Source organism: Streptomyces sp. SudanB5_2050 (assembly GCF_964272335.1).
In the GTDB taxonomy this organism is placed as follows: domain Bacteria; phylum Actinomycetota; class Actinomycetes; order Streptomycetales; family Streptomycetaceae; genus Streptomyces; species Streptomyces rochei.
In genome coordinates this window covers 200,528-226,214 of the sequence record NZ_OZ186760.1, presented here as the reverse complement: position 1 = coordinate 226,214, position 25,687 = coordinate 200,528, and the positions used below count along the sequence as shown (strand labels likewise).

The following is a 25,687-nucleotide window of genomic DNA, read 5'->3' as shown; positions in this document are numbered from 1 at the left end:
CGAGCGTGGCGGGGACGGGAGCCGGCCCGGGGCGGGGGCGGCTCCCGTCGCGGTCACCGGGTGACGGCCGACTCCGCCCGCGCCGCGGGGGCGGGCTCGGGGGCCGCGGCGGGGACGCGGGCGGCGGGCCGGACGAGATCCCCGCCGGCCTCCTCGCGGCCGGGGAAGCGCGCACCGAGCAGGCGCAGCATCGGGGCGGCCTTGACCGCCGTCTCCTCGAACTCGGCCGCCGGGTCGGACAGCGCGATGACGGCGCCGCCGACGCCGTAGCGCAGCCGGTTGCCGCTGAGCACCAGGGTGCGTATGACGATGGACAGGTCCACCGCGCCGGTCAGCGAGAAGTAGCCGATGGCACCCGAGTACACGCCGCGCGGCCCGCCCTCGAGACGGTCGATGACCTGCATGGTGCGGATCTTCGGGGCGCCGGTCATCGATCCGCCGGGGAAGGCGGCCCGCACCGCGGCCACCGGGCTGGTGCCCGGACGCAGCCGGGCCCGGACGGTGCTGACCAGCTGGTGCACCGTCGCGTAGCTCTCCACCTGGAACACCGGGTCGGCGACGACCGAGCCGACCTCGGCGCACCGCCCCAGGTCGTGCCGGACCAGATCGACGATCATCAGGTTCTCGGCGCGGTCCTTCTCGGAGGAGGCCAGGTCCTCGACCAGCCGGGCGTCCTCCTCGGGGGTGGCGCCGCGCGGCCGCGTGCCCTTGATCGGCTTGGACTCCATGGCGCCGTGCCGGTCGATGCGCAGGAACCTCTCGGGCGAGCTGCTGAGCACCGCCAGCGGACCGAAGTGCAGGTACGCGGCGAAGGGTGCGGCGCTCAGCCGGCGCAGGGACCGGTAGGCCTGCCAGGGATCGAGGTCGGTGTCGACCTCGGCCATGTTGGTCAGGCAGACCTCGTAGGTCTCGCCGGCGGCGATCTCCTGCTGGCAGACGTCGATCATCTTGAGGTAGGCGTCCCGGTCGTGCCGCAGCTCCACGGGGCCCGCGGTGCACTCGGGCACCGGGGGACACGGCGCCGGCGGCCGGCCGGCGATGCCGTGGAGCGACGCGGCGGCTTCGGCGAGCCAGGCGCGGGCGGCGTCCTCGTCGCCGTCCTCGGCGAGCGCGAGCAGGTAGCCGGTGTCGGTGCGGTGGTCGAGGACCAGGGCGCGGTCGGCGAAGACGAGGACGGCGTCGGGGTCGGGGGAGCGGTGGGCGGCGTCGCCGCCGCACTCGGCCTTGAGTTCGTAGCCCAGGCAGCCCACCCAGCCCAGGGCGAACTCGAAGGGCAGCTCGGGCACCTCGGTGCGCAGCCCCGCCAGGTCGTTCTCCAGCCAGGACAGAAAGGGCCCCGACACGGTGCGGCTGGTGCCGTCGGCGGTGACCGTCACGGTGCCGGCCTGCACGTCGGCCCGGGCGATCCGGGCGAGCGGGCCCGAGGCGTCACCCATCACCGACAACTCGCCCAGGCGACCGCCGGGGCGGCTGCTGTCCAGCCAGAAGGGGTGCTCACCGGTGCGGAACAACGTGTCGAAGGCGACCTCCGCGTCCCAGCGCGCCGGCAGCCGCTCGGCGAGGACCCGCAGCCGCCGGACGGAGCCGGGCGTGTCCGGTGCGGACCGCGCGGCGCGAGCGGACGTGTCCCCGGTGGCGGGCGCGGGAGCGGTGCCCGCCGGGCCCGCACCGCCGCGCCGTGAGGAGTGGTACCGCTCGGTGAGCCGGCGGAAGTTGTCCAGGAGGCGGTGCCCCTCCTGGGTCCCGATGGACTCGGGGTGGAACTGCACGCCCCACAACGGCAGCGTGCGGTGGCGCAGCGCCATCAGCACGCCGTCCGACGACCAGGCGGTGGCCTCGATCTCGGGCGGCAGGTCGGTCACCGCCAGGGAGTGGTAGCGCACGACCTCCAGCGGGAACGGCAGCCCCGCGAAGAGGCCGGTGCCGTCGTGCCGCACGACGGAGGTGCGGCCGTGGCGCGGCTCGGGTGCGCGCCCCACCCGTGCGCCGTGGGCGAGCGCCAGGCCCTGGTGGCCCAGGCAGACACCGAGCACCGGAAGCCGGCCCTCCTCGGCGATGGCGGCGCACAGGCCGAAGTCGGCGGGCCGGTGCGGGGTGCCGGGGCCGGGGGAGAGCACCACGTTGTCGAACGCGTCGAGCAACTCGGGCCGCCAGCCCGGATCGTCGTTGCGGATGACCTCCGGCTCCCGTCCGTTGACCCGGGACAGGTAGTGGAAGAGGTTGTAGGTGAAGGAGTCGTAGTTGTCGACGAGAAGTGTGCGCATGGTGTCCTTGTCCGGGGGGCGCGGGAGCGGAAAGTGACGTGAAGGGCGACGGACGGGGTCGCCGTCCGGCCGTGTGCGGGCTCTCCGGTGATGCGTCGGCCACGGCTGCGGTGAGCGGACTCGGGCACGGCACCGACGGGCGTACGCCGGTCACGGCTCCAGCACCGGCCCGGGCGGCGGCCCATCCCTCGCCCGGGCGGGGCGCTCAGGAAGCGTTGGCGGGCGGGACCGGGTCGAGGGCGCGTCCGATCTCGGCCTGGACCGCCGCGAGGTGCTGGGTGAGGAAGAAGTGGCCGCCGTCGAACACCCGCAGCCGGAACGGCCCCGTGGTGTGCTCCTGCCAGCGCTCGGCCTCCGCGACCGTGGTCAGCGGGTCGTCTCGGCCGGTGAGGGCGGTCAGGGCGCAGCGCACCCGGCGGTCGGGCGGGCAGGAGTAGGTCTCGATGGCGCGGTAGTCGCCGCGCAGCGCGGGCAGCGCCATGCGCAGGATCTCCTCGTCGCCGAGGACACCGGCGGCGGTGCCGTTCAGCCGCTTCATCTCGGTGACGATCCCGTCGTCGTCGCGCAGGTGGACCTCCTCGGCGCGGGTGGTGGACGGGGCCCGGCGGCCGGAGGCGAGGACGGTGTGCGGGCCGGCGTCCCGCTGCTCCAGGCGCCAGGCCGTCTCGAAGGCCAGGGCCGCGCCCATGCTGTGCCCGAAGAACACCGTCGGCCTCTCGTCCAGGGCGAGGAGCTGCTCGGTGATCAGGTCGGCCAGGGTGCCGAGATCCGTGACGCAGGGCTCCTTGCGCCGGTCCTGACGGCCGGGGTACTGCAAGGAGATGACCTCGGCCCGCGGTGCGAAGCGCGCCGAGACCGGGTGGTAGAAGCTGGCGGAGCCGCCGGCGTGCGGGAAGCAGACCAGCCGGACGGCGTCGGTGCCGGCCGGGTGGTAGCGCCGCAGCCACAGGGCCCGGGTGTCCTCAGCGGTGGTCACGGTGTGTGTCCTTCCGGTTTCTTGCTCTGGTGGTTCCGGCTCGGTGGTGGTGTCGGCCGGGGTCAGTCCTCGTGGACGGTGATCGAGCCCGACGGGCACAGGTCGCCCGCCTCGTGGACCGCGTCCGCGTCCTGGGCGGCGGGTTCCTCGTGCAGCAGGACCACGACGCCGTCGTCGTCCTGGTCGAAGACGGAGGGGGCGTTGAGCACGCACTGGCCGGCGCCGACGCACCGTTCGCTGTCGACGGTGACACGCATGATCGTCTGGCTCCTCGGTGGTAGGGGGTGGTACCGGCGGCTACCAGCGCACCGGCAGTTCGTGCAGTCCGAAGAGGATCCCGTCGTACTTGAAGGCCAGTTCCTCCAGCGGGACGGCCAACTCCAGGGTGGGGATGCGCTCGAACAGCTTGCGGTAGGCGACGTCCATCTCGACCCGGACCAGGTTCTGGCCCAGGCACTGGTGGACGCCGTAGCCGAAGGCCACGTGCCGCCGCTCGGACCGCTCGGGATCGAAGGCGTGCGGGCAGCCGAAGACCTCCGTGTCGTGGTTGGCGGCGGCCAGCAGCGGGACGATGCCCTCGCCCTTGCGGATCACCTGGCCCGCGATCTCCACGTCGTCCACCGCGACGCGCAGCGCCACCATGTCGGCCACCGAGTGCAGCCGCAGCAGCTCCTCCACGGCCCGCTCGTCGCCGGCCCACTGCGGGTGGGAGAGCAGGGTGACCACACCGAGCCCGATGTTGTTGGCGGTGGTCTCGTGCCCGGCGATCAGCAGGAGCAGCAGGACGCCCGAGAGTTCCTCGTGGCTGAGCTGCCCCGTGGACAGCAGGCGGCTGATCAGGTCGTCGCCGCGCCACTTGTCCTTGATGGCGATCAACCGGTTGATGTAGCGCAGGAGTTGACGGGTGGCCGTGGCGCGCTGCTCGTCGGTGGAGGAGCGGATGGCGACCAGGGTGCGGGTGCGGGACTCGAAGAAGTCCCGGTCGGCCGGGGGCACACCGAGGAGGGAGGAGATCACCAGGGACGGCACCGGCAGCGCGAAGTCGTTGACCAGGTCCGCGGTGTTGCCGCCGGCCAGCATCGCGTCGATGCGCTCGTCGACGATCCGCTCGACGGCGGGGCGCAGCTCGCGGACGCGGCGTACCGTGAACTCGGGGATGAGGACCTTGCGGAAACGGTCGTGCTCGGGGGAGTCCAGGCCCACGAACCAGCCGGGGATCTGGTCCTGTTTGGGCACGCCCATCGTCTCGCCGACGTTCGGGAACCCCTCGTTGTCAGGGTTGGCGCTGATCTTCGGATGGGTGAGCACCGCGCGCACGTCCTCGTGCCGGGTGACCAGCCAGATCGGTACGCCGTTGGGCAGGTGGGACTGCACCAGGCCGCTCTGCCGCCGGTGGCCGGCGTACTGGGACAGCGGCAGCGGCTCCTCGGGTGTGCGCAAGGGGAAGTCGACCACCGTGGGGCCGGTGCTGGTCGTCATGTCCGTTCCTCGTCTCTCGTCGTGCGGTCGCGGTGCCGCGCCCGCGTCGGGCGGGCGGCGCACGGGCCGGCCGGTCTCAGCCGGAGGTGTAGAACTCCCGGACCGCCCCGGCGATGTACTCCTGGTCGTCGGCGGTGAGCCCGGTGTGGGTGGGCAGGTACAGGCCGTCCTCGCTGAAGCGGTGGGCGTTGAGGGTCGGCCAGACCGGGTCCAGGTAGCCGGGCTGCCGGCTCATCGGCTTGAAGAACAGCCGGGTCTCCACGCCGCGTGCGTCGAGGTGGGCGCGCAGTTCCTCGCGGCGCTCGGCGCGCAGGTCGTACATCCACAGCACGTCGCGCGGCGGCATCAGCGTGATGCCGGGGACGTCCTTGAGAGCGGCGTCGTAACGGGCCTCGATCTCCCGGCGTGCGGCCAGGATGTCGTCCAGGCGCTCGACCTGGGCCAGCGCCACGGCGCCCTGCATGGCGGTCATGCGGTGGTTGTAGGCCAGCTTCTTGTGGAGGAAGCTGTGGTCGCGGGTGAAGGCCATGGCCCGCAGGTGCGCGAGCTGCCCGGCGAGCCGGGGGTCGTCGGTGAGGCAGACGCCGCCCTCGCCGGCCGTGATGATCTTGTTGGCGAAGAGCGAGAAGCAGGCGATGTCCCCCACCGGGCGCACCCCGTGCGCCTCGGCGGAGTCCTCCACCACCCGCAGGTTGTACTGGTGGGCGATGTCCATGATCGCGTCCATGTCGCAGCGCCGCCCGTAGACGTGCACCGGCATGATCGCCCGGGTACGCGGGGTGATCTTCTCCTCGACGCGGGTGACGTCGATGTTCAGGTCGTCCGCGCAGTCGACGAAGACGGGGGTGGCGCCGGTGTAGGTGACGGCCCAGGCCGAGGCGATCATCGTGAACTCCGGCACGATCACCTCGTCGCCCGGGCCGATGCCCAGGGCCCGCAGCGCGAGGGTGAGGGCGGCGGTGCCGGAGGAGCAGGCGACGCCGTGCGCCACGCCGTTCCACGCGGCGAAGGCCTCCTCGAAGCGCCGCACGTACGGTCCCTGGGAGGAGATCCAGCCGCCGGACACGGCGTCGGTGACGTACTCCAGTTCCCGGCCGGTCAGGAAGGGCCGGGAGACGGGGTGGGTGAAGGCCATGCGGTCCTCGCTGCTGTCGCTGGGCTGGGAGTCGACGGGATGCGGCCGGTGCGCCGGGCGGCTCATGCCGCCGCCAGCAGGCCGAGTACGGTGTCGGCCGCGGCCCGGCGGCCACCGGCCGCCTTCTGCAGCTCGCCCAGCCGCTCGGCCCGTTCGCGGAAGGACGGATCGGAGGTGACCCGGGTCAGCTTGTCCACCACGTCGTCCGGGTCGACGGTGTGCGGCCGGTCCAGGGTCAGACTGATGCCGAAGTCGTGGCCGCGGACCGCCTGGTCGAAGCAGTCCACCCACAGCGGCCGCACCACCTGCGGCTTCCCGAAGTAGACGCCTTCGTGGTAGGCGTTGCCGCCCCCGTGCGAGAAGAACACCGACACCTTCGGGTGGGCCAGCACGTCCAGCTGGGAGGGCACCCAGTTCTCCACCCGCAGGTTCGGCGGCAGGGAGGCGGCCGGCGGCAGCAGGTGCTGCTGCTCCCGCGGCAGCTTCCACAGGAACTGGTGCGTGCCCGACATCCGCCGGGCCACTTCCACCAGCGCGCCGACCTCCTCGCGGGTCAGGCGGGTGATGGTGCCGAAGCCCATGTAGACGACCGAGGTCTGCTCGTCCAGCCACCCCGCCACCGCACGGTCGTCCGGGGCCTCCGGCAGAGGCGGCAGCACGGCCCCCACCAGGCGCACCTTCTCGGGGACGTCGAAGGGGTAGTCCAGCTCCGCGATGGACGCGCACAGCACGGCGGCGGCCCCGTCCACCCGTGTCATCGCGTTGGGCGGGGCGATGCCCAGCTCCTTGCGGATCGCCGCGTCCTCGCGCAGCACCCTGCCCATCCGCGGATGCAGGAACATCCCGAGCGTGCGCCACTTGAACAGCGTGTTGGCCAGCCTCTGCCGGGCCGACATCGCCAGCGGCAGACCCGAATTGGGCACGGGGAAGTTCTTCGGGGTGTACGAGGTGCCGAAGGGGTTGTGCGAGGTGAGCACGTTGCTGGCGACGAACGGCACGTTGAGCACGTACGGGATGCCCCGAGCCAGCGCCAGGTCGACCGCGAAGCCGGCCACGCAGTCGACGACCATGAGCGCCGGCCGCACCTCGTCCACGACGCGCTCCAGCTCGCGGTACTTGCGCGCCTGGAGCGTCGGCCTGTAGGACTGCCGCACCACCGCGCGATGCGCCTTGAACCGCGAGGACTGCGTCACCTCGCGGTACACCGCGTCGTCCCAGGTCACCGCCGACAGTTCGGACACCACCCCGCCCAGCGAGGCGAACGACACCGCGGACGCGGCCGCGAGGCCCTCCACGTCACCCCGCCGGTGCTCGTCGGTGGCGAACCACAGGTCGGGCACGCCGCGCCGGGCCAGCTCCCCGGCCAGCACCAGCAACGGGTTGAGCAGTCCGCTCTCGGGGAGGCTGACGAAGAGGATCGGCCGGGCGGCGGAGTCCATGCGGGCCCTTTCACGAAGTGACTGCCGTGGTGCGCCGTGGCCCGCCGGTCAGGCGTGCGACGGGCGCGACGATGCGATGGCGTGCGGCCGGCCGGGGGTCGGACACGGGAACGACGACCGCACCACCACTTGATCTCACGGCTGCGACGGGGGAATTCCTTAGATTTCTCGCCTCACGAGGCCGCGAAGCCTCTCCGAGGCGTACTTGTGACGTATACGTAGGCATGGCGCGGGGGGAGCGGGGCAGTCGCCCGGTCACCTCGGTCGCGCGGGGCTCCGGCGCAGCCCGGGCCGGCCGGCGCGGGAGGACCACCGGCCGGCGCACGAGGACCACGGCGCCGTCCGGCCCGTACGACCCTAGGGAGAGCAAGTGACCGACCGGGCCGGCACCGCGCACCCCGTCCCGCCGCTGGTCGGGCGGTCCGGGCACCTCGAGGCACTGGCCGGGCACGCCGCGGCCGCCCGGGCCGGACAGCCCCGCCTGGTTCTCCTGGACGGCCCGGCGGGCGCGGGCAAGACGGCCCTGCTGCGCGCCGCCCTGGCCGACGGCGGCCCCTTCGCCGGCATGACCGTCCTGCACGGATCCTGCCGCGCCGTCGAGGCGACCACCGGCTACAGCGCGGTGCGTGCCCTGTTCGGCCCGCTCGGCCTGACCGGCCGCAGGGGCCGCTCCTCGACCCTGCTGGACGGAGGCGCCCGGCACGCCCTGCCCGCCCTCACCGCCGCACCCCAGGAGGGCGACGCCTTACCCGGTGGGACCTTCTCGGTGCTGCAGGGCCTGTACTGGCTGACCGTCAACCTGGCGGCCGACGGCCCCCTGGCGCTCGTCCTGGACGACGCCCACTGGTGCGACGAACGCTCCCTGCGCTGGCTGGACTTCATGCTGCGCCGCGCCGACGGCCTGCCGCTGCTCGTGGTGGCCGCCCACCGCACCGAGGCCGGTCCCGCCGCCCGCGACGCGCTCGCCGACCTGGTCGCCCACCACCTGCCGGTGTCGCTGCGGCTGGGGCCGCTGGACACCCCGCGGGTGGCCGAACTGACCGGCCTGCTCTTTCCCGCCCAGCAGCCCCGACCGTCCTTCGTCGACCGTCTGGCGTCCGTCACCGGCGGCAACCCCCTCCAGGTCGTCCGCCTGCTGGACGACCTGCGCGCGGCCGGCCTCGGCCCGGACGAGGCGGGGGAACGCCGGATGGCCGAGATCGGCGGGAGGACCGTCGCCGCCTCCGTGCACCGGGTGCTGGAACACCAGCCGGACTGGGTGGGCCGCACGGCCCGCGCGATGGCCGTGCTCGGCGACGAGGACACCGCCTACCTCGCCGCGTTGGCCGGACTGTCCGTCCCGCACGTGGAGGAGGCGGTGGACGTACTGCGGGAGGCCGGCCTGGTCCGGGCCGACCGCCGCGAACTCGTCCACGACTTGGTCGGTGCCGCGGTCCTCGAGACCCTCGGCGCGGCCCAGGCGGCCGAGCTGCGCCTGCGCGCCGCCCGGCTGCTCAGCGACATCGGCCGCCCGCCCGAGGAGAGCGCCGCGCAACTCCTGCTGGTGCCGGGGGCCACGGACGCCTGGGCCCTGGACGTACTGCGCGCCGCCGCCACCCAGGCCGAGCACCGGGGCGCCCCCGAAGCGGCCGCCCGCTACCTCCAGCGGGTGCGCGAGGCCGGACCGGACGACCCCGCCCTGCTGACCCGGCTCGCGAAGGCGCTGGCGGAGAACGACCCGGAGCGTTCCCTCAGCCTGCTGCACGAGGCGCACGACCTGTCCACCGACGCGCGCGCCCGCACCAGCACCGCGATCCAGCTCGCCCTGACCTGTCTGAGCGTGCAGCGGGCCCCACAGGGCACCCGGATCCTCACCGAGGCCCTGGACGCCCTCGACGCCGAGGCGGGCCCCGTGCCGGACCCCGCCGAACGGGAACTGCGCACACTCGCGGAGTCGGCCCTGCTGATCGTCGGCTCCGACGAGAAGTCCACCTTCCCCCAGGCCCTGCGCCGCGCCGCCCGGACCCCCGAGCCGCCCGGCGACACCCCCGCCCAGCGCCAGCAGCTCGCCATGCTGAGCGTGCTCTGCGCGGCGGACGCCGGCCGCGCGGCGGACAGCGCGCGCCGCGCACGCCGGGCGCTGCGCACACCGGACGCACCGCTCGGGACGTGGTCGCTGCTGCCCGCCTCGCTCGCCCTGTACCTGGCCGAGGAGGACCGGGCCGCCGACGACGCGCTGGAGGCGGTGCTGCGGGACAGCCGGGACAAGGCCGCGGTGTGGACGTACGCCCTGGCCCTGTCCACCCGGGCGATGTTCCGCCTGGAGAACGGCGCGCTCGCGGACTCCGCGGCGGACGCCCAGACGGCGCTGGAGATCATCGGCCGGGAACGCTGGGGCGACAACGCCACCATGGCCCACACCGCCTACGCGACCTCCCTCGTCGCACGCGGTGAGACCGAGCGGGCCGAGGAGGCCCTCTCGGCGATCAAGCGCCCCGGTCTCGACCGCTTCGTGTGGGAGTACCACTGGTACCTGATGGCGCTGGGTCGGCTCCGGCAGGCCCGCGGAGACCTGGAAGGGGCACTGGAGACGTTCGTGGCGTGCGGCGACTCGCTGGAGGAGGCCGGGCTCGCCAACCCCGTCTTCGCCCCCTGGTGGCTGGAGGCCGCCTGCCTCCTCGGCGGGCTCGACCGCACCGAGGAGGCACGGGAGTTCGCCGAACGGGGCGCCGCGCCCAGCGAGCGGTGGGGGACCCTGCGTGCCCGCGGATACGCCGCCCTGGCCCGCGGCGCGAGCACGCCGGGCGCGGCGGCGGTGGAACCCCTGCGCGAGGCGGTGGCCCTGCTGCGGTCCTCACCGGCCCGCGGCCACGAGGCCCGTGCCTCCCTGATGCTGGGCCGCGCGCTGGTGCGGGAGGGCCGAGCCCGGGAGGCACGGGAACACCTGCGCGAAGCGGTCGCGCTGGCCCGACGCTGCGGCTGCGTGGCCCTGGCCCGGCAGGCTCGTCAGGAGCTGGTCGCGGCCGGCGGGCGCATGCGGGAGATCACCTCGTCCGCGCTGGACATGCTGACGGGCACGGAGCGGACGGTGGCCGGCCTGGTCGCCTCCGGAGCCGGGAACAGGGAGGTCGCGCAGTCGCTCTTCGTCACCGTGCGCACCGTCGAACTCCATCTGACCAGCGTCTACCGCAAACTGGGCGTGCAGCGGCGGGCCGATCTGGGCGCGGCCCTGCGAGCGGAGGACGCCGTCTCCCGGCCGGGCGGAGACGGCAGATGAACGTTCCGTCAACGGGGGAACAAGACGTCCGACGCGCGAACCACCGGCCTCGCGGAAATATAAGATCACGACATGGCACCCCCTGACCTGCCACTGTTCGAACGCGACCGGGAACAAGCGGTCCTCTCCGCCGTGATCGGTGAACTCCGCTCCGGCCGCCCGGCCCTGGTCACCGTCACGGGAGAGCCCGGTCTGGGGCAGAACGAGCTGTTGCGCTGGGCCGCGGGGCAGGCGCGGGACAGGGGAGTCCACGTACTCGCCGCCCGTGCCACCTCCGCCGAGCACGAACTGCGCTACGGGGTGGTCGCCCAGCTCCTCGCGCCCGAGGACCGCGACATCGCCACCCGCCTCTTCGTGGCCCCGCAGCGCCCCGGCGGCCTGCCAGGCCTCAACCACCTGCTCACCGCGTGCCACGACCGGCCCACCCTCCTCGTGGTGCAGGACGTCCAGTGGCTCGACCCGGCCTCCCTGCGCTGGCTGGAGGCCCTGGCCCGCCGCCTGCCCCGGGCTCCTCTCGCCCTGCTCACCAGCACCACCGGCACCGCCATCGACCGGCCCGAGTGGAGCGTGGGGACCCCGCTGACCGGCCTCGCCAGCACCATCGAACTCGCGCTGCCGCCCCTGACGACCAGCGGCGTGAGCGCCGCCGTGCGCACCGTCTGCGGCGTCCCCGGCGACACCGACTTCACCGACGCCCTCGCCCAGGCCACCCGCGGCGTCCCGGCCGTCGTCCACGAGGTCCTCCTCCGATTCACCCGCACTGGATGCGCCCCACGCGCCGAGCACGTCGAGCACCTGCGCGCCCTGACCGCCGAAGTGGTCGGCGACCACGCCGCGCAGGCACTGAGCGAACTGCGCGACCCGGTCGCCGTCGACGTCCTGCGCGCGCTCGCCGTCTGCGGGGACCTGCTCGACTTCCCGCTGGTCTGCACGCTCGCCGGCCTGCATCCCGTGCCCGAGGCCCGGCTGCGCGCCACGCTCATGGCCAGCGGCCTGCTCACCCCCCGCGACGGATCGCCCCCCGGCCACGACGCCGTGGTGCGCGCCCGGATCCTGGAGGAGATGCCCGCAGCCGACCGCGCCGACCTGTACGCGCGCGCCGCCCGGCTCGCCCAGCGGGTCGCCGTGGCCGACCAGGGCATCGCCGAACTGCTGCTGCGCGCCCGCCCCGTGGGAGCGCCGTGGGCCGTGGCCACTCTGCGTCGGGGCTTCGCCGCCGCACTGCGCAGCGGAAGGCGGGATCGGGCCACCGCCTACCTCGCCCGCGCCCTGGACGAGCCGCTGCGGTCCGAGGAACGGGCCCGCGTCGAACTCCAGCTGGCCTCGGTGCAGATGGTCACCGCCCCCACGGCCGCGGAGCGCCGCCTGCACGGCCTCATACGTTCCACCGGCACCGGTACGGGCCTGCGTGCCCAGGCCGTCGACCTGTGCCTCCTCGGCGGCGACACCCGCGCCGCGCGCCTTGCTCAGCCCACCGGCCCCGGAACACTCGGCGCCCCTGCTCCCTTCGACGCGGACGTCCCCGCGCCGGGGCGGGGGAGCGGCATGGGAAGCCCGCCCGGCCGCCGCGCCCGGGCCGTCGCGGGCGACGCGACCGCTCCCCGTGGCGGAAACACGTCCGACCCGGCGCACCGGGACGGGTCCGACGAGCACCCCGAGCGCACCGCCACCGCTGACAACGATGCCACCGTCAGTGAGCGGGACGACCTTGCCACCGTCGGCGAGCGGCACGAGCTTGCCACCGTCAGCGAGCGGCACGAGCTGATCGCCCTCCTGCGAGTCGCCCGGTTCCTGCGTCACGAGGAGACCTGCCCGGGCGTCCCTCCCGCCCCCGCCCTGCCCGAGCACTCGCACAGCCCCGCCGTCGCCGGCGTGCGCGCCTGGGAACACGCGATGGCCGGCGTCCATCTCGAGGCGTCCCGCCGGCTGGCCAGGGCGGCCTTCGCGCCCGATCCCGGCGGCCGCCCCCCGCTCGTGACGCCCCGCCTGTTCGCGTGCCGCGCGTTGTTCCTGACCGACGACGGCGACGAGGCCGAGGCCCACCTGGCCACTCTGCTCAACGAGGCCCACCGGCAACGCGCCGCGATAGCCATCGCCCACGTCCTGGCCGTCCGCGCCGACCTCCACCTGCGGCACGGTCGCCCCGACGCGGCCGCCCGCGACCTGGCCGCGGCCGAGGCGGAGCTGCCGCCGGCCCGGCTCCACCCGCTGTTCGTCCCCTACTGGGCCTCGCTCAACCTGGTCGCCGACCTGCAGAACGGCCGCCCCGACCGGGCCCGCGAGATCGCCGCCCGCCCCGTCCCGTCCCTCTCCGAGGAGTGCGCCACCAGCGCCTATCTCCTCTTCGCACGCGGCGTGCTGGCCCGTTCCGAGGACGATCCGCAGCGGGCACGCGCCTACTTCCGCGCCTGCGGACGCTGGCTGCTGCACTACGGCTGCGTCAACCCGGCGGTCCTGCCCTGGCGTTCCCTGGCCGCCGAGGCCGCCCACGCACTCGGCGACGACGCGGAGGCCCTGCGCCTGACGCGCGAGGAGGTGCGGCTCGCCGCCCGCTGGGGCACCCGCAGCGCCCTCGGCCGCGCGGAACTCGGCCTGGCGGTGGTGATCAGGGAGAACCGTACCGAGCACTTCCGGGCCGCGGTCGCCACCCTCAGCGAATCCCCCGCTCGTACCGACTACACCCGCGCCGTGCTCGAACTGGCCTCCGCGGAGAGCGCGGAGGCCGAGCGCAGGACCGCGCTGGCCCTCACCTCCCGCAGAGCCTCCACGGCCGGCGGCGTCGCTCCCGGCCCGCTCCCCGGGTTCTCCCAGGTCCTGCCCGCTCCGGCCGGCGTACCGCCCGGGCGGGGCGCCGCGCCGCACCCGCGGCCGCCGGCCGGCTGGCCCGCGCTGAGCCCCGCCGAGCACGAGACCGCCCTCCTCGCCGCGAGCGGTCTGGCCAACCGGGAGATCGCCACCACGTTGTCGGTGACGACCCGCGCGGTGGAACTGCGCCTCAGCGGTGTCTACCGCAAACTCCGCATCCGCGGACGCGAGGAACTGCGCGCACTGAGATACGGACCGGAGGGCGGCTGACCCATGCTGCTGGAGCGCAACACCGAGATCACCCTGGTCGACGCCGCACTGGGCGCCGCCGCCGAAGGACGGTCCTCCCTCGTGGTGGTCACCGGCCCCCTCGGCATCGGACGCTCGGCGCTGCTGCAGCGGCTGTCCGCGGTGGGCGACGCCCACGAGGACGTCCGGGTGCTGCGGGCCAACGCCGCACCCATGGAGCAGGACTTCGCCTTCGGCGTCGTACGGCAGCTCTTCGAGCCCCTGCTCAGCGGCTCGCCCCAGGACGTGCGCGGCCGCTGGATGGACGCCCACGCGTCCTTCGCCCGGCACGTGCTGGCCGACGACACCGCTTCGCCCGGCGCCGACCAGGCGATCGCCGCCACCGAAGCGGTGCTGCACGGACTGTTCTCGCTGCTGGCCAACGTCAGCGCCGACAGCCGACTGCTGGTCCTCGTGGACGACCTCCAGTGGTCCGACGTGCCCTCGCTGCGCTGGCTCACCTTCCTGGCCAAGCGGCTGCACGGACTGCGGGCCGTCGTCGTGTGCGCGCTGCGCGACGGCGACCCCCGCACCAGCCACGCCTTGATCCGCGAACTGCGGGAGGCCGCCACCCAGACCCTGAGGCCGGCCTCCTTGAGCCTGGAGGCCGCCCGTACGCTGGTCCGTGACCGTTTCGGCGAACCGGGCGACGAGGAATTCGTCCGGGCCTGTCACGAGGCCTCCGCCGGAAACCCCTTGTTCCTGATGTCGACCCTGGTCGGCACCGACCTCGTCGGCCGCCGACCGCAAGCCGAACACGCCGATCTCACCCGGAGGCTGAGCCCGTCCCAGTTGCGGGAACACCTCGCCAGCACCCTGCGCACCCAGCCCGCCCCGGTACGCGACCTCGCCGCCGCCATCGCCATCCTCGGTGAGCAGGGCGACGTCGCCACCCTGACCCGCCTGGCCGGACTGGACGACGCCGGCTACTCCGGAGCCCTGCGCGCGCTGGGCGCTCTGGGCATGCTCACCTCCGCGCACGAGCCGCGCTTCACCCACCGCGCCGTCGGTGACGCCGTCGAGTCCACCCTCACCATGGACCAGCGCGAGCGGCTGCACGACGAGGCCGCGGCCCTCCTGTACGCCTCGGGCAGTCCAGCGGAGCAGGTCGCCGCCCAGCTCATGGCCGTCGTCACCCGGCGCCAGCCCTGGGCCGTGGAGGTCTTGAGCGCCGCCGCCGACACCGCCATGCGCCGCGGCGCATCCGACACCGCCGCCCGCTACCTGCGGCGCGCCCTGCTCGACAGCCCCGCCGAAGGCGTCACCCGCGCCCGGCTCCTGGTCGAACTCGGAACCGCCGAGAGGGACTTCGACCCACTCGCCTGCGAACGGCACATCGCCCAGGCCATGACGCTGCTGCCGGAGCCCCGGGACCGGGCCGTGGCCGCGCTGCGCATCTCACCCACTCCGCTCGGCCCGACCCCGCTCACCGTCGTCGACCTGCTGCGCCAGGCGGCCGAGGGTCTCGGCCCGGCCTCCGGGCTCACCGGCCTCGACCGCGACCTCGCGCTGCGGCTGGAGGCCCGCCTGCGGCACTGCGGCCACGAGGACCCCTTCGAGCTCGCGGCGGCCGCCGAGCGGCTGAAGGAACTCGGGCCCGAACCACCTGTGGACACCGGCGCGGAGCGCGAGCTGACCATCGCCCTGCTCGGTGCCGTCACCCTCAGTTGCCGGCTGCCCGCCGCGGAGGTGGTGCGACTGGCGGAACGCATCCTCGACCGCGAACCCGCCACCTCCGCCCGCGTCCACTCCACCCTCCCCTTGGTGATCATCACGATGATCGCCGCCGACTCCGTGGAGGCCGTCGACTCCTGGCTCCCGGTCGAACAGCGCGCGCACGAGCGGCGCACCACCCCCGCCAACGCGCTCGCCCACATCGAACAGGCCCTCGTCCACCTGGGCCGGGGCCGGCTGGCCCAGGCCCGCGAGTGGTCCGAGGCGGCGCTGGGGATGACCGAGACCGACCACCACTCCCTGGGCACGGTGGCGACCATGACCCACGCCATCGTCGCCCTGGAGACCCGTGACCCCGCCCTCGCCGAACGCGTGCTGGGCCGAGTCGACCGGACCCGGTCCCAGGGCCTCCCCCTGACCGGCCTGCTCCGCCTGCTGGAAGCCATCGGCGAGATCGCCACGGGCGATCACACGGGGGCCCTCGACTCGCTGCAGTCCTGCGGCCGCCAGATGGAGGCCGCGGGCTGGCACAACCCGGTGCTCTTCCCCTGGCGTCCCTGGACCATCAGCGTGCACCGGCGCATGGGCGACACCCGCACCGCACGGGTCCTGGCCGAGGAGGAGTACGCCCGCGCCGAGCAGTGGGGTGCCCCGGTGGGCGTCGGCCGGGCCCTGCGGCTGCTCGGCCGGCTGGAGGAGGGCGGACGGGGTACGGCTCGGCTGCGCGAGGCGGTCACCGTCCTGCGCGGATCCGCCAACCAGTTGGAACTCGCCCGGGCGCTGCTCTCGCTCGCCGAACGCCTGGGCGGCGGCCCCGAGTCGGAGGCGCTGGTCCGGGAGGCAGCCACCCTGGCGACCGCCTGCGGTGCCCCGGCGCTGGCCGAGCGCGCCACCCGCGGCACCGTGAGGACGCCCCTGTACACGGCGTCCCCGGAGACCGTGCTCACCCCGACCGAGCGCCAGGTGGCGGGGCTCGCCTGCCGCGGCCTGACCAACCAGGAGATCGCCGGCGAGCTGGGTGTCAGCTCCCGCGCCATCGAAAAGCACCTCACCCACGCCTACCGGAAACTGGGTATCCCCGGACGCCGGGAACTCATCGCTCTTGTTTCCCGCGCGGAAGGCGCGAGTTTCCACAGGTAGCCATTCGGTGAAGTCGCCCGGGTCGTCGTCCCCGCCATATCCGGGACGAGGCCCGGGCCTTTCCGTTTTCCCTCCGAGTGCGTCCCGCCGAGGGCAACCGCTTTCTCTCCTCCGCTCCTCCCCGGATGGGCACCGCACTCGCGAGGCGATCCGCGCGTGCCTGCTCTGAACTGGCGCGATGACGTCGGCCCGCTGGGGGCGGGCTGTCTCTTTTGGCGCGTTCTGGGGTCAATTCCATCGGCCGGAGGGGGCGCCGAAGGGTTCGGTGTCCACACCGAACCTCCCCGACCGAACCCCTTCGGTGCGGAACCGTACCTACCGAAGGAGTCACCACAGTATTAGCAGGTCAAACCGTTGTCGCGTTGACCGGTCATCGTCGGCCTTCGTAATATTCCAGCGTCTTCCTTTTCTGTCGCATTCTTTTTCGCGCTAGGCCAGTCGCTTACCTGGCCCTCCTCCTAAAGCACCGATAGAAGAAGGGTTTGAGTTCCTTGGCGCCGACCCCCCACGCCACGCTCATGGACCGCACCCCCGTGGCCGGTCCGGCCGGCACCGCCGTGCCGGCAGCCGGTCACACCGACGGCTTCGACCGGGCTGACGCCTACATCGCCTGCCTGGATCCGGCTCTCACCATCCAGCAGGTCAACCAGGAGTTCGACCGCCGCTTCGGCGGACCGGCCTCCAGCCTCTGCGGCCGGAACTTCTGCGACCTGATCCACCCCAGCGTCCGGCCACCGCTGATGCAGCAGTTCTCGCGTCTGCTGGAGGGCAAGCGGCGCCGCTTCCTCACCGACGTCATCGCCGTCGATCAGGAGAGCACCGCCTCCGCGCTCCCGCTGCGCGCCATGGCCGTCCAGGGCGGCCACACCCCCGACGTGGCCGCGATTCTCGTCGTCATGTCCGGTGCGGACGAACGGACCGAGGACGCCGAGGAGATGGCGCCGCGCAAGAAGCTCCTCAGCGAGATCGACGCCCGCATCCTGGAGGGCATAGCCGCCGGTGTCTCCACCATCCCCCTCGCCTCCCGCCTTTTCCTCAGCCGCCAGGGCGTGGAGTACCACGTGACCGGCCTGCTGCGGGCGCTCAAGGTCCCGAACCGGGCCGCCCTGGTGTCCCGGGCCTACTCCATGGGCGTCCTCAAGGTCGGCACCTGGCCGCCCAAGGTCGTCGAGGATTACATCAAGTGAGCCGGACCGTGCCCGGTGTGCGGGGCGGCGGCACCGTCGCCCCGCACACCGGGCACCCCCGTCCGGCACCCACCCGTCCCGCGCGGCACCCACGGCAGCGCGCCGGCCGCCGTGCCGGCCCGGGCAGGCACGAAGGGGAGACACCGTGATCGAACTCGACGGCCGGCCCGCGGGCGAAGACGCGCTCGCGGCCCTGGCCCTGACCAACTACGGCCATTTCACCACCCTGTTGGTGGAGGACGGCCGGGTACGGGGCCTCGGCCTCCACCTGGAGCGTCTGATCCGCGACTGCCGGCTCCTCTTCGACACGACACTCGACCCGGACCGCGTGCGCGCCCTGGCCCGCCGGGCCGTCCCGCGAAGCGGCCGCCGGATCGTCCGCGTCACCGTGTTCGACCCTGCGCTGGACCAGGCCACCATCGACGCGGACGCCCGTCCGCGGATCCTGGTCACCGCACGGCCGGCCCCGGAGACGGACCCCGGGCCCCTGCGGGTGCGGACCGCGGTCCACCGCCGTGACCTGCCCGAGGTGAAATCGGTCGCCCTGGGACCCGCCCTTCGGCTCCGTCGCCGTGCCCGGCGGGAGGGCTACGACGACGTGCTGTTCACCGGAAGCGCCGGCGAGGTGCTGGAGGGCGGCACCTGGAACATCGGCCTGGTGCGCGAGGGCCGGGTCGTCTGGCCCGGGGGAGACGTCCTGCCCGGCACGACACGGCACCTCCTGCGCGAGACCGGGGGAGACCCCACCGAGCTGGTCGGCCTCCCCGACCTCGACGGCTGCGAGGCGGCCTTCGCCACGAACGCCACCGCCGTTCTGCGTCCCATCACCCGCATCGACCACCGGGAGTACCCCTCGTCGCACCCGGAGATGACCCGGCTCGTGGAGAGCTACCGGGCGCTGCCCGCTCACCGGCTCTGAGTCAGGCGCCCCCCCGCCGTCCCGGCCCGCACGGCACCGTCCGGCTCAGAGCCGTCGAGGTCGGGGACCCAGCGGGCGCCGTCGTCTTCGACGAAGAATCCCCGGTCCCGCAGGTGGAGTAAATCTGTCGTCGTCGCTGTAGACATTGCTGTCGCCCAGGGCTAGAGTTTGTGTCGTACCCAGAAGTCGATGGGCACGGCAGAGACGAACTGCCGTGCAGCAGGTCGAAGGAGCGGAACGGCAGCGGAGCGGCGGAGCCGGAAGTGACGGGTTCCTCCACTGGCTGCCGGGCCGAGCGGCCCCAGGGGTCGCACAGCAGTACCGCACAACCCAGCAGTACGGATGGAACACCCGCAACAGGTAAGGAGCAGAACGCCATCAGGATCGCCCGGGCCGAGTAGACCGCCCGGGTACCGCAGGCCCCGGATTGGAAGGTGGTCCCCGGTCACGCATCCGCGATCCCCGCAGCCCCGCCCCTCCAGGCGGAGAGCAGCGGAAAACGAGAGTCGGCTCGCAGAAGCCGGCAGATGGTGTTGAAAGCTCGGGGTCCGGGCGCCGGTCGGCGCCCGGACCCCTCGACGCGTCCTCGGAAGAAGAGGTCTATGCCCTCACGCAGTACCCGCCCCGCCACCCCTCTCGATGACGACGACTATCCTGCCTACACCATGGGCCGGGCCGCCGACATGCTCGGCACCACCCCCGCCTTCCTCCGCTCCCTGGGCGAGCACCGCCTGATCACCCCACTGCGCTCCGAGGGCGGCCACCGCCGCTACTCCCGCTATCAACTGCGCATCGCCGCCCGCGCCCGCGAACTCGTCGACGCCGGCACCGCCGTGGAAGCCGCCTGCCGGATCATCGCCCTCGAGGACCAACTCGAAGAAGCCCAACGCATCAACGAGCAACTCCGCGCCCGAGCACGGTGAGTCGCTCGTCCCCGGGCCGCATGCGGCCGCGCCGCCCGAGCCCGCAGCGATGACCAGCGCCGGCAGGCCACCGATCACCCCGCGGTACGAGCCGGGTTCTCACCGGCTGGTCCGGCGGGCTTACGCCGCGGGCGGGTAGCCGCGGGTGCGGACGAGGTCGTGCGTGAGTCGGGTGAAGGCGCGAGTGGCGGCGCCGCGGTAGGCAGTCTCGCGGTGCAGGAGGGTGACGGTGCGGGTGGGGAGGGGTGGGTCGAGAGGGACGGGGGCCAGATGGGGGTGGTCGTGGGTGACGGCGTCGGGCAGGACGGTGGCCAGGCCGGTGCGCTGGACGATCTCGGTGAGTGCCTGGATGGAGTTGGCCTCGACCCTGATGCGTGGGGCCGTCCGGTGGCGGGCGAAGTAGGCGTCGATGTGATCACGGGTGACGAAGTCGCCATTGAGCAGGACGAGTTGCCGGTCGGCCAGCTCCCTCACGGGTAGCGGGGTGACGTGGCCGGCGTCGGGCCGGCGGGTGCCGGTGACCAGGGTGAGTGTCTCCGTGAACAGGGCGGTGGCGGCGATGCCGGGGAGGTGGGGGCCGGCGAAGGCGATGCCGAGGTCGAGATCATCGGCGAGCAGGGCCGCTTCGACGCGGTCCTGGGTCATCTCCATCAGGGTGAGGCTGATGCCGGGGTGGCGAGTGTGGAACTCGGCGGTGAGCGGGCCGACCAGATAGGCGGTGAAGGTCGGAGTGACGCCCAGCCGGAGGTGACCACGGGAGAGGTCCTGGACGTCGTGGACGGCACGCTCCGCGGCGGCCAGGTCGCGCAGCGCGCGCCGGGCGTGGTCGGTGTACACGGCGCCCGCGTCGGTGAGCCGCACCGCGCGACCGGTGCGGTCCAACAGCTGCACGCCCAGGGACCGCTCCAACTGCTTGATCTGCTGGGAGAGCGTCGGCTGGGAGATGTGCAGCTCCTCGGCGGCGCGGGTGAAGTGGCCGTGTTCGGCGACCGCGAGCAGATAGCGCAGGTGACGCAGTTCGAGAGCAGCCATGGAATGAACTATAGATGCAGGCAATAGCTCCTATCTCCAACAGCTCTTGGACGCTATAGCAGGAGGTCATGCAGGGTGGATCTCACCAGCCCACAGGGCCGATCACCACCCGAAGGGAGTGACCATGGAGGACCTCACCGAAGGCGTCACCCGTTTTCAGCGGGACGTCTTCCCGGCCAAGGCGGAGCTTTTCGCCCACCTGGCCACGCATCACACACCGCACACACTGTTCATCGGCTGCTCCGACGCCCGCGTCGTCCCCGAGCTGATCACCGGCACCGAGCCGGGTGACCTGTTCGTCATTCGCACCGCCGGCAATCTGGTGCCCGCCTACACCCCCGAGGCCGACGGGATCACGGCGAGCATCGAGTACGCCGTCACCGCACTCGGCGTCAAGGACATCGTCGTCTGTGGTCACTCCGCGTGCGGTGCCATGACCGCACTCGCCGAGGGCCACGACCTCAGCGGTGCTCCCGCGGTTGCCACCTGGCTGCGGCACGCGGACGCCTCCGTGGCCCGCACCGTCGCAGGCGGTGACGTTCCCGCCCTGGTACGGCAGAACGTACTGGCCCAGCTCGCGAACCTGGCCACCCACCCCTCGGTCGCCAAGGCGTCGGCGCAAGGGAAGGTCACCGTGCGCGGCTGGGTCTTCGACATCCCCACCGGCCGGGTCCAGGACCTGACCGTCCCGCAAGCGGCCTGATACTCCCGGCCCCGGCCACCCACCCGGGACACTCCCCTCCCCCCACTCGCCATCTCACCTCATCCTCGTGAGGTGGCCCAGCTGAGAAAAGGACGTACTGATCATGGTGCACGCACAGCTCGACTCGACCGCCCGTGAAGCCCTGGCAGCCAAGGCCGTGGAGGCCAAGACCGTCAAGAACCTCTCCTGGCAGCAGATCGCTGACGCCTCGGGCCTGTCGGTGGCCTTCACCACCGCTGCCGTCCTGGGTCAGCACGCGCTGCCGGAGGAGTCCGCGAACGCCGTGGCCGAGCTGCTGGGCCTGGGCGACGACGCGGCGATGCTGCTGCAGACCGTTCCGCTCCGCGGTTCGATGCCGAACCGGGTTCCGACGGACCCGACCATGTACCGCTTCTACGAGATGCTCCAGGTCTACGGCACGACCCTCAAGGCCCTGGTCCACGAGGAGTTCGGTGACGGCATCATCTCCGCGATCAACTTCAGGCTCGACGTGAAGAAGGTCGCCGACCCCGAGGGCGGCGAGCGCGCCGTCATCACTCTGGACGGCAAGTACCTGCCGACCAAGCCCTTCTGACCGGCGCCGCTACGGCGTCCCATACCGGCGGCGACGGGGCGGGCCGGAAGAACATTCTTCCGGCCCGCCCCGCCCCGTTCCTCCGGCACTCACTGGCTCGGCTCCGGTGGCACGAACCCGCTGGCGACAAATCCTCGGAGCAACGGACAGGGCGATCCCGTCGTGACGGCAAGGGGACTCCGGCTGCCCGTTCGGGCACGTCGATTCGTCGGTTCCTCCCGAAGTCCGCGCGGCGCGCGGATGCTGGTGGACGTGGGGGAAATCCCCTTTCGAAGGGCAGCGGCCGGCACTCCGGCAGTGTTTGTATCGGTGGTTCTCGCGGCCCGAAAAATGCCCGGTCACAAAGGGGTTGGCGGGTTACCGAGGTCACTTGACGGACCCTTGCTAGGGAGGTTGTCGGCCCTTAGTCTCGAAACCGCTCCTTGATACGGTCATCCTTCATCTCGTGGAGGTTTTCGTGCTGTACAGCTCTCGGCCGGACTCCTGGCGCAGGCCGACCGTACGGCCGAACGAACCCCCCGGCGCCCACCCGGAAAGGTCGGGCAGCGATATCGAATGGCCCTGACAACGTTGTCCGACGCATAGGGATGTCGGCTGCCTCGCCGCCGTCCGCTCAGCTCACCTCGACCCCTCTCGACCCATCCGGGGAGCCCGGCGCCCGCTGCCGGTCGACCCGGGGCGACGCGGAACATCCGGCCCGGCCACCGACCCGGTGGTGCGTGCCGTCACCGGGCGCCCGTCGACACCCAGGCCCAGCGCACCGGTCCGCTCCGCGCTCGCCGACCCTTCCCAGCCCCCCACGCGCAGGAAGAAGGACGGTACGTCCGTGGCGACCACGAGTTTCCCCGACGCCTCGCCCAGCAAGAACAAGAAGGGCGCCGCCGCCCCGGCCGTGCCCGCCCGCCCCGGCCCGACCGGAAGCGGCACGCACCGCGGCGCCCCTTCGGTGAGGGCCTGCACGGCCCGTGTCTCCCCCGGGGACCTGACCGTCACGGTCGCGGAGCCCGAGTTCGCCCGCCGATTCGGGATGAGCACCGACGAGATTCGCGGACGCCGCATTCTCGACCTGCTCCATTCACCTGTTCCCGTACGGCTGCGGAAGAAGTTCACCGCCCTCTCGACAGGCGCGTGTCGGCGATTCACGGAGACCGTGACCTATCGGGACGGCGGTGGTCGGGAATTCATGGCCGAAGTCACCGGGGTCGCCGTCAGGAAACCCTCGGGTGCCGTTTCCGGCTTCGTCGTCTCTCTGCGCCGCGCGGAATCGGCGCCCCGTGCGGCGGGCATACGTCGGGCCGGAGAAAAGCGCGGAACCCAGCGGGGCACCCGACCTGAGGCCGCCGACGGACCCGTGCTCAGCGCCCTCGACGCACAGGTCCTGGAAGGGGTCGCGAGTGGCGAGTCCACGGCGCAGTTGGCCTCCCGTCTCTATCTGAGCCGTCAGGGAGTCGAGTACCGCGTCGGGCAGATGTTCCGGCGGTTCGACGCACCCAACCGGCCGGCCCTGGTGGCGCGAGCCCACGCCCTCGGGATGTTCGCGGCCGGCCAGTGGCCCCCGCGTGTGCTGCCCGACCGCGTGCGGTAGCGCGAACGGGGCCGCGCTCCCGGGTCCCGGGCGGTGGCCGTGGCGGTGACGCACCGCCGCGGCCACCTGCGTACGCAACCGGCGGCGCGGCACCGGCGAGCGCCTCACGCCGCCGAGGGCTGCCACGCCTCCTGGAACCGCCGTCGGGCGCGGAAGAGACGGGAACGGACGGTGCCCAGGGGCAGGGCGAGCACCTCGGCGATCTCGTCCTCGTTGAGTCCGTAGGCGCGCAGGGTGAGCACCTGCCGGTGCGCCTGGGACAACCGCTCCAGCACGTCGCTGATGTGCACCGCGTCCAGTGGGTTGGTCTCCTGCCGTGTCTCCAGCTCGCAGCAGCTGCGTTCCTCGCCGTAGCGCTTGGCGGTGCGGACGGCCTCGCGGACCGTCACCGAGCGCACCCAGCCGTAGAACGCCGCCGGTTCGCGCAGCGTCCTCAGGCCGCGGTAGATCGCGAGCAGCGCCTCCTGGGTGGCGTCCGCACCGTCGTCATGGGTGATGGACCGGCAGATGCGCGCCACGTAGGGCGTGATGCCGGTGAGCAGGTGGTTCATCGCGTGCTCGTCGCCCGCCTGGGCTCGGGGGAGCAGCGTCAGGGGAGAGGGGAGTTCGCTGACGGTGGTCATGTCGGGCAGAGACTCCTTCGGGCAACCGTACGGCCGGGATGCGTGAGCCGGGGCGAAGAGACGGGCTGACGGGCTGACGGGCTGACGGGCTGACGGGCTGAGGTCAGCCGGTGACGGCGTGGGCGTGGGCCGGCTCGGGTCCCGTCGCGGTCGCGAAACGGAGGAGGCCGGTGCGTACGTCGTCGCGGAACGCCCGCATGAAGTCCGGGCTGAAGCAGGCTGTGGAGTGCGGGAACTCGATGGCCAGCCGGCCTTCGAAGGAGACCACGCACGCCATGACGGGGCTGCGTCCCGCCTGCGGGAAGTACTGCTCGCGGGCCGGCACCAGCCGCACGTCCACCGCCCGCAGACCGCTCGGCAGCCGCGGACCGGGGACGGCTCCCATGTTGGTGGCGATCACCGTGGCCAGTTGCAGGGCGGGATTGCGGGGGATCTCCGGCGTGATGCGCATCTCGTGGAGATGGTCGCCGCGGGTGAGGAAGTCGCTCAGGCGGGTGTGCACGGCACGGGCCAGCTCCAGCGGTTCGGAGGTCCGGGACACGGCGAGGGTCTGGAGGTGGGTGGTCACCGCGGGCACCATCGCGGAGGCGGGCAGCGGCGGGGACAGCCGGGACCGCAGGTCGACGGGGGAGAGGCAGCCGAGCGTGCGGGGGCCGTCGCCGTCCAGGCGCCGCCGGGCCGCGGCCAGCAGCGACGCGGCGACCAGGGCGTGCACGGAGACGCCCGAGGCACGCGCCGTCCGGCGCAGGCGCGAGGTGAGGTCGGCCTCCAGCGTCAGCCGGCTGACCTCGATGTGCCCGTCGGTTCCGGCTGACCGGCCGGCGGTGCCGGAGGGGCGCCGCACGTCGTACGGCACCAGCTCGACCGGGTGCAGCCGCGTCTCGGCCAGGCGGCCCTCCAGGTACTTCGCCGTGTCGGCCGCGTCGGCGGGCGGGAGCAGCCGGCTGACGGGTATGGGCCAGGGCGGAGGGCCGGCGTCGCCGGTTGCCGCTGGGCGCTCGCCGTCGACCAGGGACCGGTAGCGGTCCCAGAGCGCGTTGTGCAGGGCGATGCTGCTGTGGCCGTCGGTGACGGTGTGGTCCACCACCAGCACGAACAGGTGGCTCTCGCCGTCGGGCGCGCTGACCAGGACGGCACGGCTCAGCGGGCCGCCGACCGGCAGGGGCCGGTTCAGCTCCGCGGCGTAGGCCTCCTCCACGCCGCCGGTGCGGGTGGCCAGCCGGGGCCGCTCGTCCTCGTCCAGGAGGCGCAGTACGTGGCCCGTGCCCTCGCCCGTGCCCTCCTGGACGATGCGGGTCCGCAGCGTCGGGTTCGCCTCCGTGAGGGCGTCGAAGGCGGCCGACAGCGCCGCGACGTCCACGGGTCCGCGCAGGGTGCAGGACAGGACGGCTCTGCTTCTCTGGCCCACGTAGAGCGCCTCGACCGGACACAGCGCACGGTGCATGCCGTCAGCCTTCTTTCCGTCGTTCATGTCGGGGTTCCCACGGCCCGGGATCGGTCTGCCACCGCCGGCTGTCCGCGGGGGTGAGGGGCTTTCGAGAGTGCACGGCAGCACGCGGCCGGATCCAGCCGAAGACCCGGGGCGAGGGGAAGTCGCGTGATTTCTCTAGAAGTTGCGGTGAGCCGCCCACACCCCGTCCCCGCACACTCCCGCGCACTCCCCGCCCCCGCGCACTTCAGGGAAA

General features: G+C 73.2%; 18 protein-coding genes. 9 read left to right on the top strand and 9 right to left on the bottom strand.

The features are described from left to right. Window positions 1-53: 53 nt before the first annotated feature. The 6 genes from pabB to ACFZP7_RS01030 all read right to left on the bottom strand — a co-directional run bounded on the left by pabB (window position 54) and on the right by ACFZP7_RS01030 (window position 7,293). The gene (gene pabB / locus ACFZP7_RS01055; RefSeq protein ID WP_385633547.1) at window positions 54-2,264 is read right to left on the bottom strand and encodes an aminodeoxychorismate synthase component I; all 2,211 of its coding nucleotides are present in this window, start codon (window positions 2,262-2,264) and stop codon (window positions 54-56) included. Between the two features lie 205 nt (window positions 2,265-2,469). After that, entirely contained in the window at window positions 2,470-3,240 is a 771-nt protein-coding gene (locus ACFZP7_RS01050; protein ID WP_385633546.1) for a thioesterase II family protein, read from the bottom strand. 62 nt (window positions 3,241-3,302) lie between these two features. Beyond that, window positions 3,303-3,497, bottom strand: coding sequence for a ferredoxin (locus ACFZP7_RS01045; RefSeq protein ID WP_019328939.1), 195 nt, complete (start codon window positions 3,495-3,497; stop codon window positions 3,303-3,305). Between the two features lie 40 nt (window positions 3,498-3,537). Continuing rightward, window positions 3,538-4,719, bottom strand: a complete 1,182-nt coding sequence (locus tag ACFZP7_RS01040) for a cytochrome P450 (RefSeq protein WP_385633545.1) — start codon at window positions 4,717-4,719, stop codon at window positions 3,538-3,540. A gap of 76 nt (window positions 4,720-4,795) precedes the next feature. Continuing rightward, a complete protein-coding gene (locus ACFZP7_RS01035; protein WP_030971039.1) occupies window positions 4,796-5,854 on the bottom strand; it encodes a DegT/DnrJ/EryC1/StrS aminotransferase family protein in 1,059 nt (352 codons plus the stop codon). Window positions 5,855-5,916: 62 nt separating this feature from the next. Continuing rightward, entirely contained in the window at window positions 5,917-7,293 is a 1,377-nt protein-coding gene (locus ACFZP7_RS01030) for a glycosyltransferase (RefSeq protein WP_385633544.1), read from the bottom strand. Window positions 7,294-7,663: 370 nt separating this feature from the next. Here ACFZP7_RS01030 and ACFZP7_RS01025 point away from each other — a divergent pair, with 370 nt between their 5' ends. The 6 genes from ACFZP7_RS01025 to ACFZP7_RS01000 all read left to right on the top strand — a co-directional run bounded on the left by ACFZP7_RS01025 (window position 7,664) and on the right by ACFZP7_RS01000 (window position 19,485). After that, window positions 7,664-10,549 (top strand): AAA family ATPase, encoded by a 2,886-nt coding sequence (locus ACFZP7_RS01025; protein WP_385633543.1) that lies wholly within the window; start codon window positions 7,664-7,666, stop codon window positions 10,547-10,549. 72 nt (window positions 10,550-10,621) lie between these two features. After that, window positions 10,622-13,624, top strand: coding sequence for an AAA family ATPase (locus tag ACFZP7_RS01020; protein ID WP_385633542.1), 3,003 nt, complete (start codon window positions 10,622-10,624; stop codon window positions 13,622-13,624). Window positions 13,625-13,627: 3 nt separating this feature from the next. After that, window positions 13,628-16,456 (top strand): ATP-binding protein, encoded by a 2,829-nt coding sequence (locus tag ACFZP7_RS01015; RefSeq protein WP_385633541.1) that lies wholly within the window; start codon window positions 13,628-13,630, stop codon window positions 16,454-16,456. Between the two features lie 491 nt (window positions 16,457-16,947). After that, entirely contained in the window at window positions 16,948-17,643 is a 696-nt protein-coding gene (locus ACFZP7_RS01010) for a PAS domain-containing protein (RefSeq protein ID WP_086024807.1), read from the top strand. A 145-nt stretch (window positions 17,644-17,788) separates the two neighbouring features. After that, window positions 17,789-18,562, top strand: a complete 774-nt coding sequence (locus ACFZP7_RS01005; RefSeq protein ID WP_164290487.1) for an aminotransferase class IV — start codon at window positions 17,789-17,791, stop codon at window positions 18,560-18,562. A 602-nt stretch (window positions 18,563-19,164) separates the two neighbouring features. Then, a complete protein-coding gene (locus ACFZP7_RS01000; protein ID WP_062139375.1) occupies window positions 19,165-19,485 on the top strand; it encodes a MerR family transcriptional regulator in 321 nt (106 codons plus the stop codon). 120 nt (window positions 19,486-19,605) lie between these two features. Here the strand turns inward: ACFZP7_RS01000 and cynR are convergent, their stop codons facing one another. Next, window positions 19,606-20,517 (bottom strand): transcriptional regulator CynR, encoded by a 912-nt coding sequence (gene cynR, locus ACFZP7_RS00995; RefSeq protein WP_385633540.1) that lies wholly within the window; start codon window positions 20,515-20,517, stop codon window positions 19,606-19,608. A gap of 124 nt (window positions 20,518-20,641) precedes the next feature. On the opposite strand from cynR, the gene ACFZP7_RS00990 reads away from it, so the two are divergent. The 3 genes from ACFZP7_RS00990 (at window position 20,642) to ACFZP7_RS00980 (ending at window position 23,379) form a co-directional block, all read left to right on the top strand. Beyond that, complete coding sequence (locus ACFZP7_RS00990; protein WP_385633539.1) at window positions 20,642-21,220, top strand: carbonic anhydrase; 579 nt, start codon at window positions 20,642-20,644, stop codon at window positions 21,218-21,220. Window positions 21,221-21,323: 103 nt separating this feature from the next. Continuing rightward, window positions 21,324-21,794 carry a cyanase gene (gene cynS / locus ACFZP7_RS00985; protein WP_307949162.1) on the top strand — a complete coding sequence of 157 codons (471 nt, stop codon included), beginning with the start codon at window positions 21,324-21,326 and terminating at the stop codon, window positions 21,792-21,794. An 892-nt stretch (window positions 21,795-22,686) separates the two neighbouring features. After that, on the top strand, window positions 22,687-23,379 hold the full coding sequence (locus ACFZP7_RS00980; protein ID WP_306693533.1) for a PAS domain S-box protein: 693 nt from the start codon (window positions 22,687-22,689) through the stop codon (window positions 23,377-23,379). Between the two features lie 104 nt (window positions 23,380-23,483). Here the strand turns inward: ACFZP7_RS00980 and ACFZP7_RS00975 are convergent, their stop codons facing one another. Together ACFZP7_RS00975 and ACFZP7_RS00970 are read right to left on the bottom strand one after the other, a co-directional pair. Further along, the gene (locus tag ACFZP7_RS00975; protein ID WP_046250857.1) at window positions 23,484-24,002 is read right to left on the bottom strand and encodes an RNA polymerase sigma factor; all 519 of its coding nucleotides are present in this window, start codon (window positions 24,000-24,002) and stop codon (window positions 23,484-23,486) included. A gap of 103 nt (window positions 24,003-24,105) precedes the next feature. Then, window positions 24,106-25,446, bottom strand: coding sequence for a phthiocerol/phthiodiolone dimycocerosyl transferase family protein (locus ACFZP7_RS00970; protein ID WP_385638282.1), 1,341 nt, complete (start codon window positions 25,444-25,446; stop codon window positions 24,106-24,108). Window positions 25,447-25,687: the final 241 nt, after the last annotated feature.

Bases quoted from the DNA above. Each gene is read 5' to 3' on its own strand.
- pabB (WP_385633547.1), bottom strand. From the start codon at position 2,264: ATGCGCACACTTCTCGTCGACAACTACGACTCCTTCACCTACAACCTC.
- ACFZP7_RS01045 (WP_019328939.1), bottom strand. From the start codon at position 3,497: ATGCGTGTCACCGTCGACAGCGAACGGTGCGTCGGCGCCGGCCAGTGC.
- ACFZP7_RS01040 (WP_385633545.1), bottom strand. From the start codon at position 4,719: ATGACGACCAGCACCGGCCCCACGGTGGTCGACTTCCCCTTGCGCACA.
- ACFZP7_RS01035 (WP_030971039.1), bottom strand. From the start codon at position 5,854: ATGGCCTTCACCCACCCCGTCTCCCGGCCCTTCCTGACCGGCCGGGAA.
- ACFZP7_RS01030 (WP_385633544.1), bottom strand. From the start codon at position 7,293: ATGGACTCCGCCGCCCGGCCGATCCTCTTCGTCAGCCTCCCCGAGAGC.
- ACFZP7_RS01020 (WP_385633542.1), top strand. From the start codon at position 10,622: ATGGCACCCCCTGACCTGCCACTGTTCGAACGCGACCGGGAACAAGCG.
- ACFZP7_RS01015 (WP_385633541.1), top strand. From the start codon at position 13,628: ATGCTGCTGGAGCGCAACACCGAGATCACCCTGGTCGACGCCGCACTG.
- ACFZP7_RS01000 (WP_062139375.1), top strand. From the start codon at position 19,165: ATGCCCTCACGCAGTACCCGCCCCGCCACCCCTCTCGATGACGACGAC.
- cynR (WP_385633540.1), bottom strand. From the start codon at position 20,517: ATGGCTGCTCTCGAACTGCGTCACCTGCGCTATCTGCTCGCGGTCGCC.
- ACFZP7_RS00990 (WP_385633539.1), top strand. From the start codon at position 20,642: ATGGAGGACCTCACCGAAGGCGTCACCCGTTTTCAGCGGGACGTCTTC.
- cynS (WP_307949162.1), top strand. From the start codon at position 21,324: ATGGTGCACGCACAGCTCGACTCGACCGCCCGTGAAGCCCTGGCAGCC.
- ACFZP7_RS00975 (WP_046250857.1), bottom strand. From the start codon at position 24,002: ATGACCACCGTCAGCGAACTCCCCTCTCCCCTGACGCTGCTCCCCCGA.
- ACFZP7_RS00970 (WP_385638282.1), bottom strand. From the start codon at position 25,446: ATGCACCGTGCGCTGTGTCCGGTCGAGGCGCTCTACGTGGGCCAGAGA.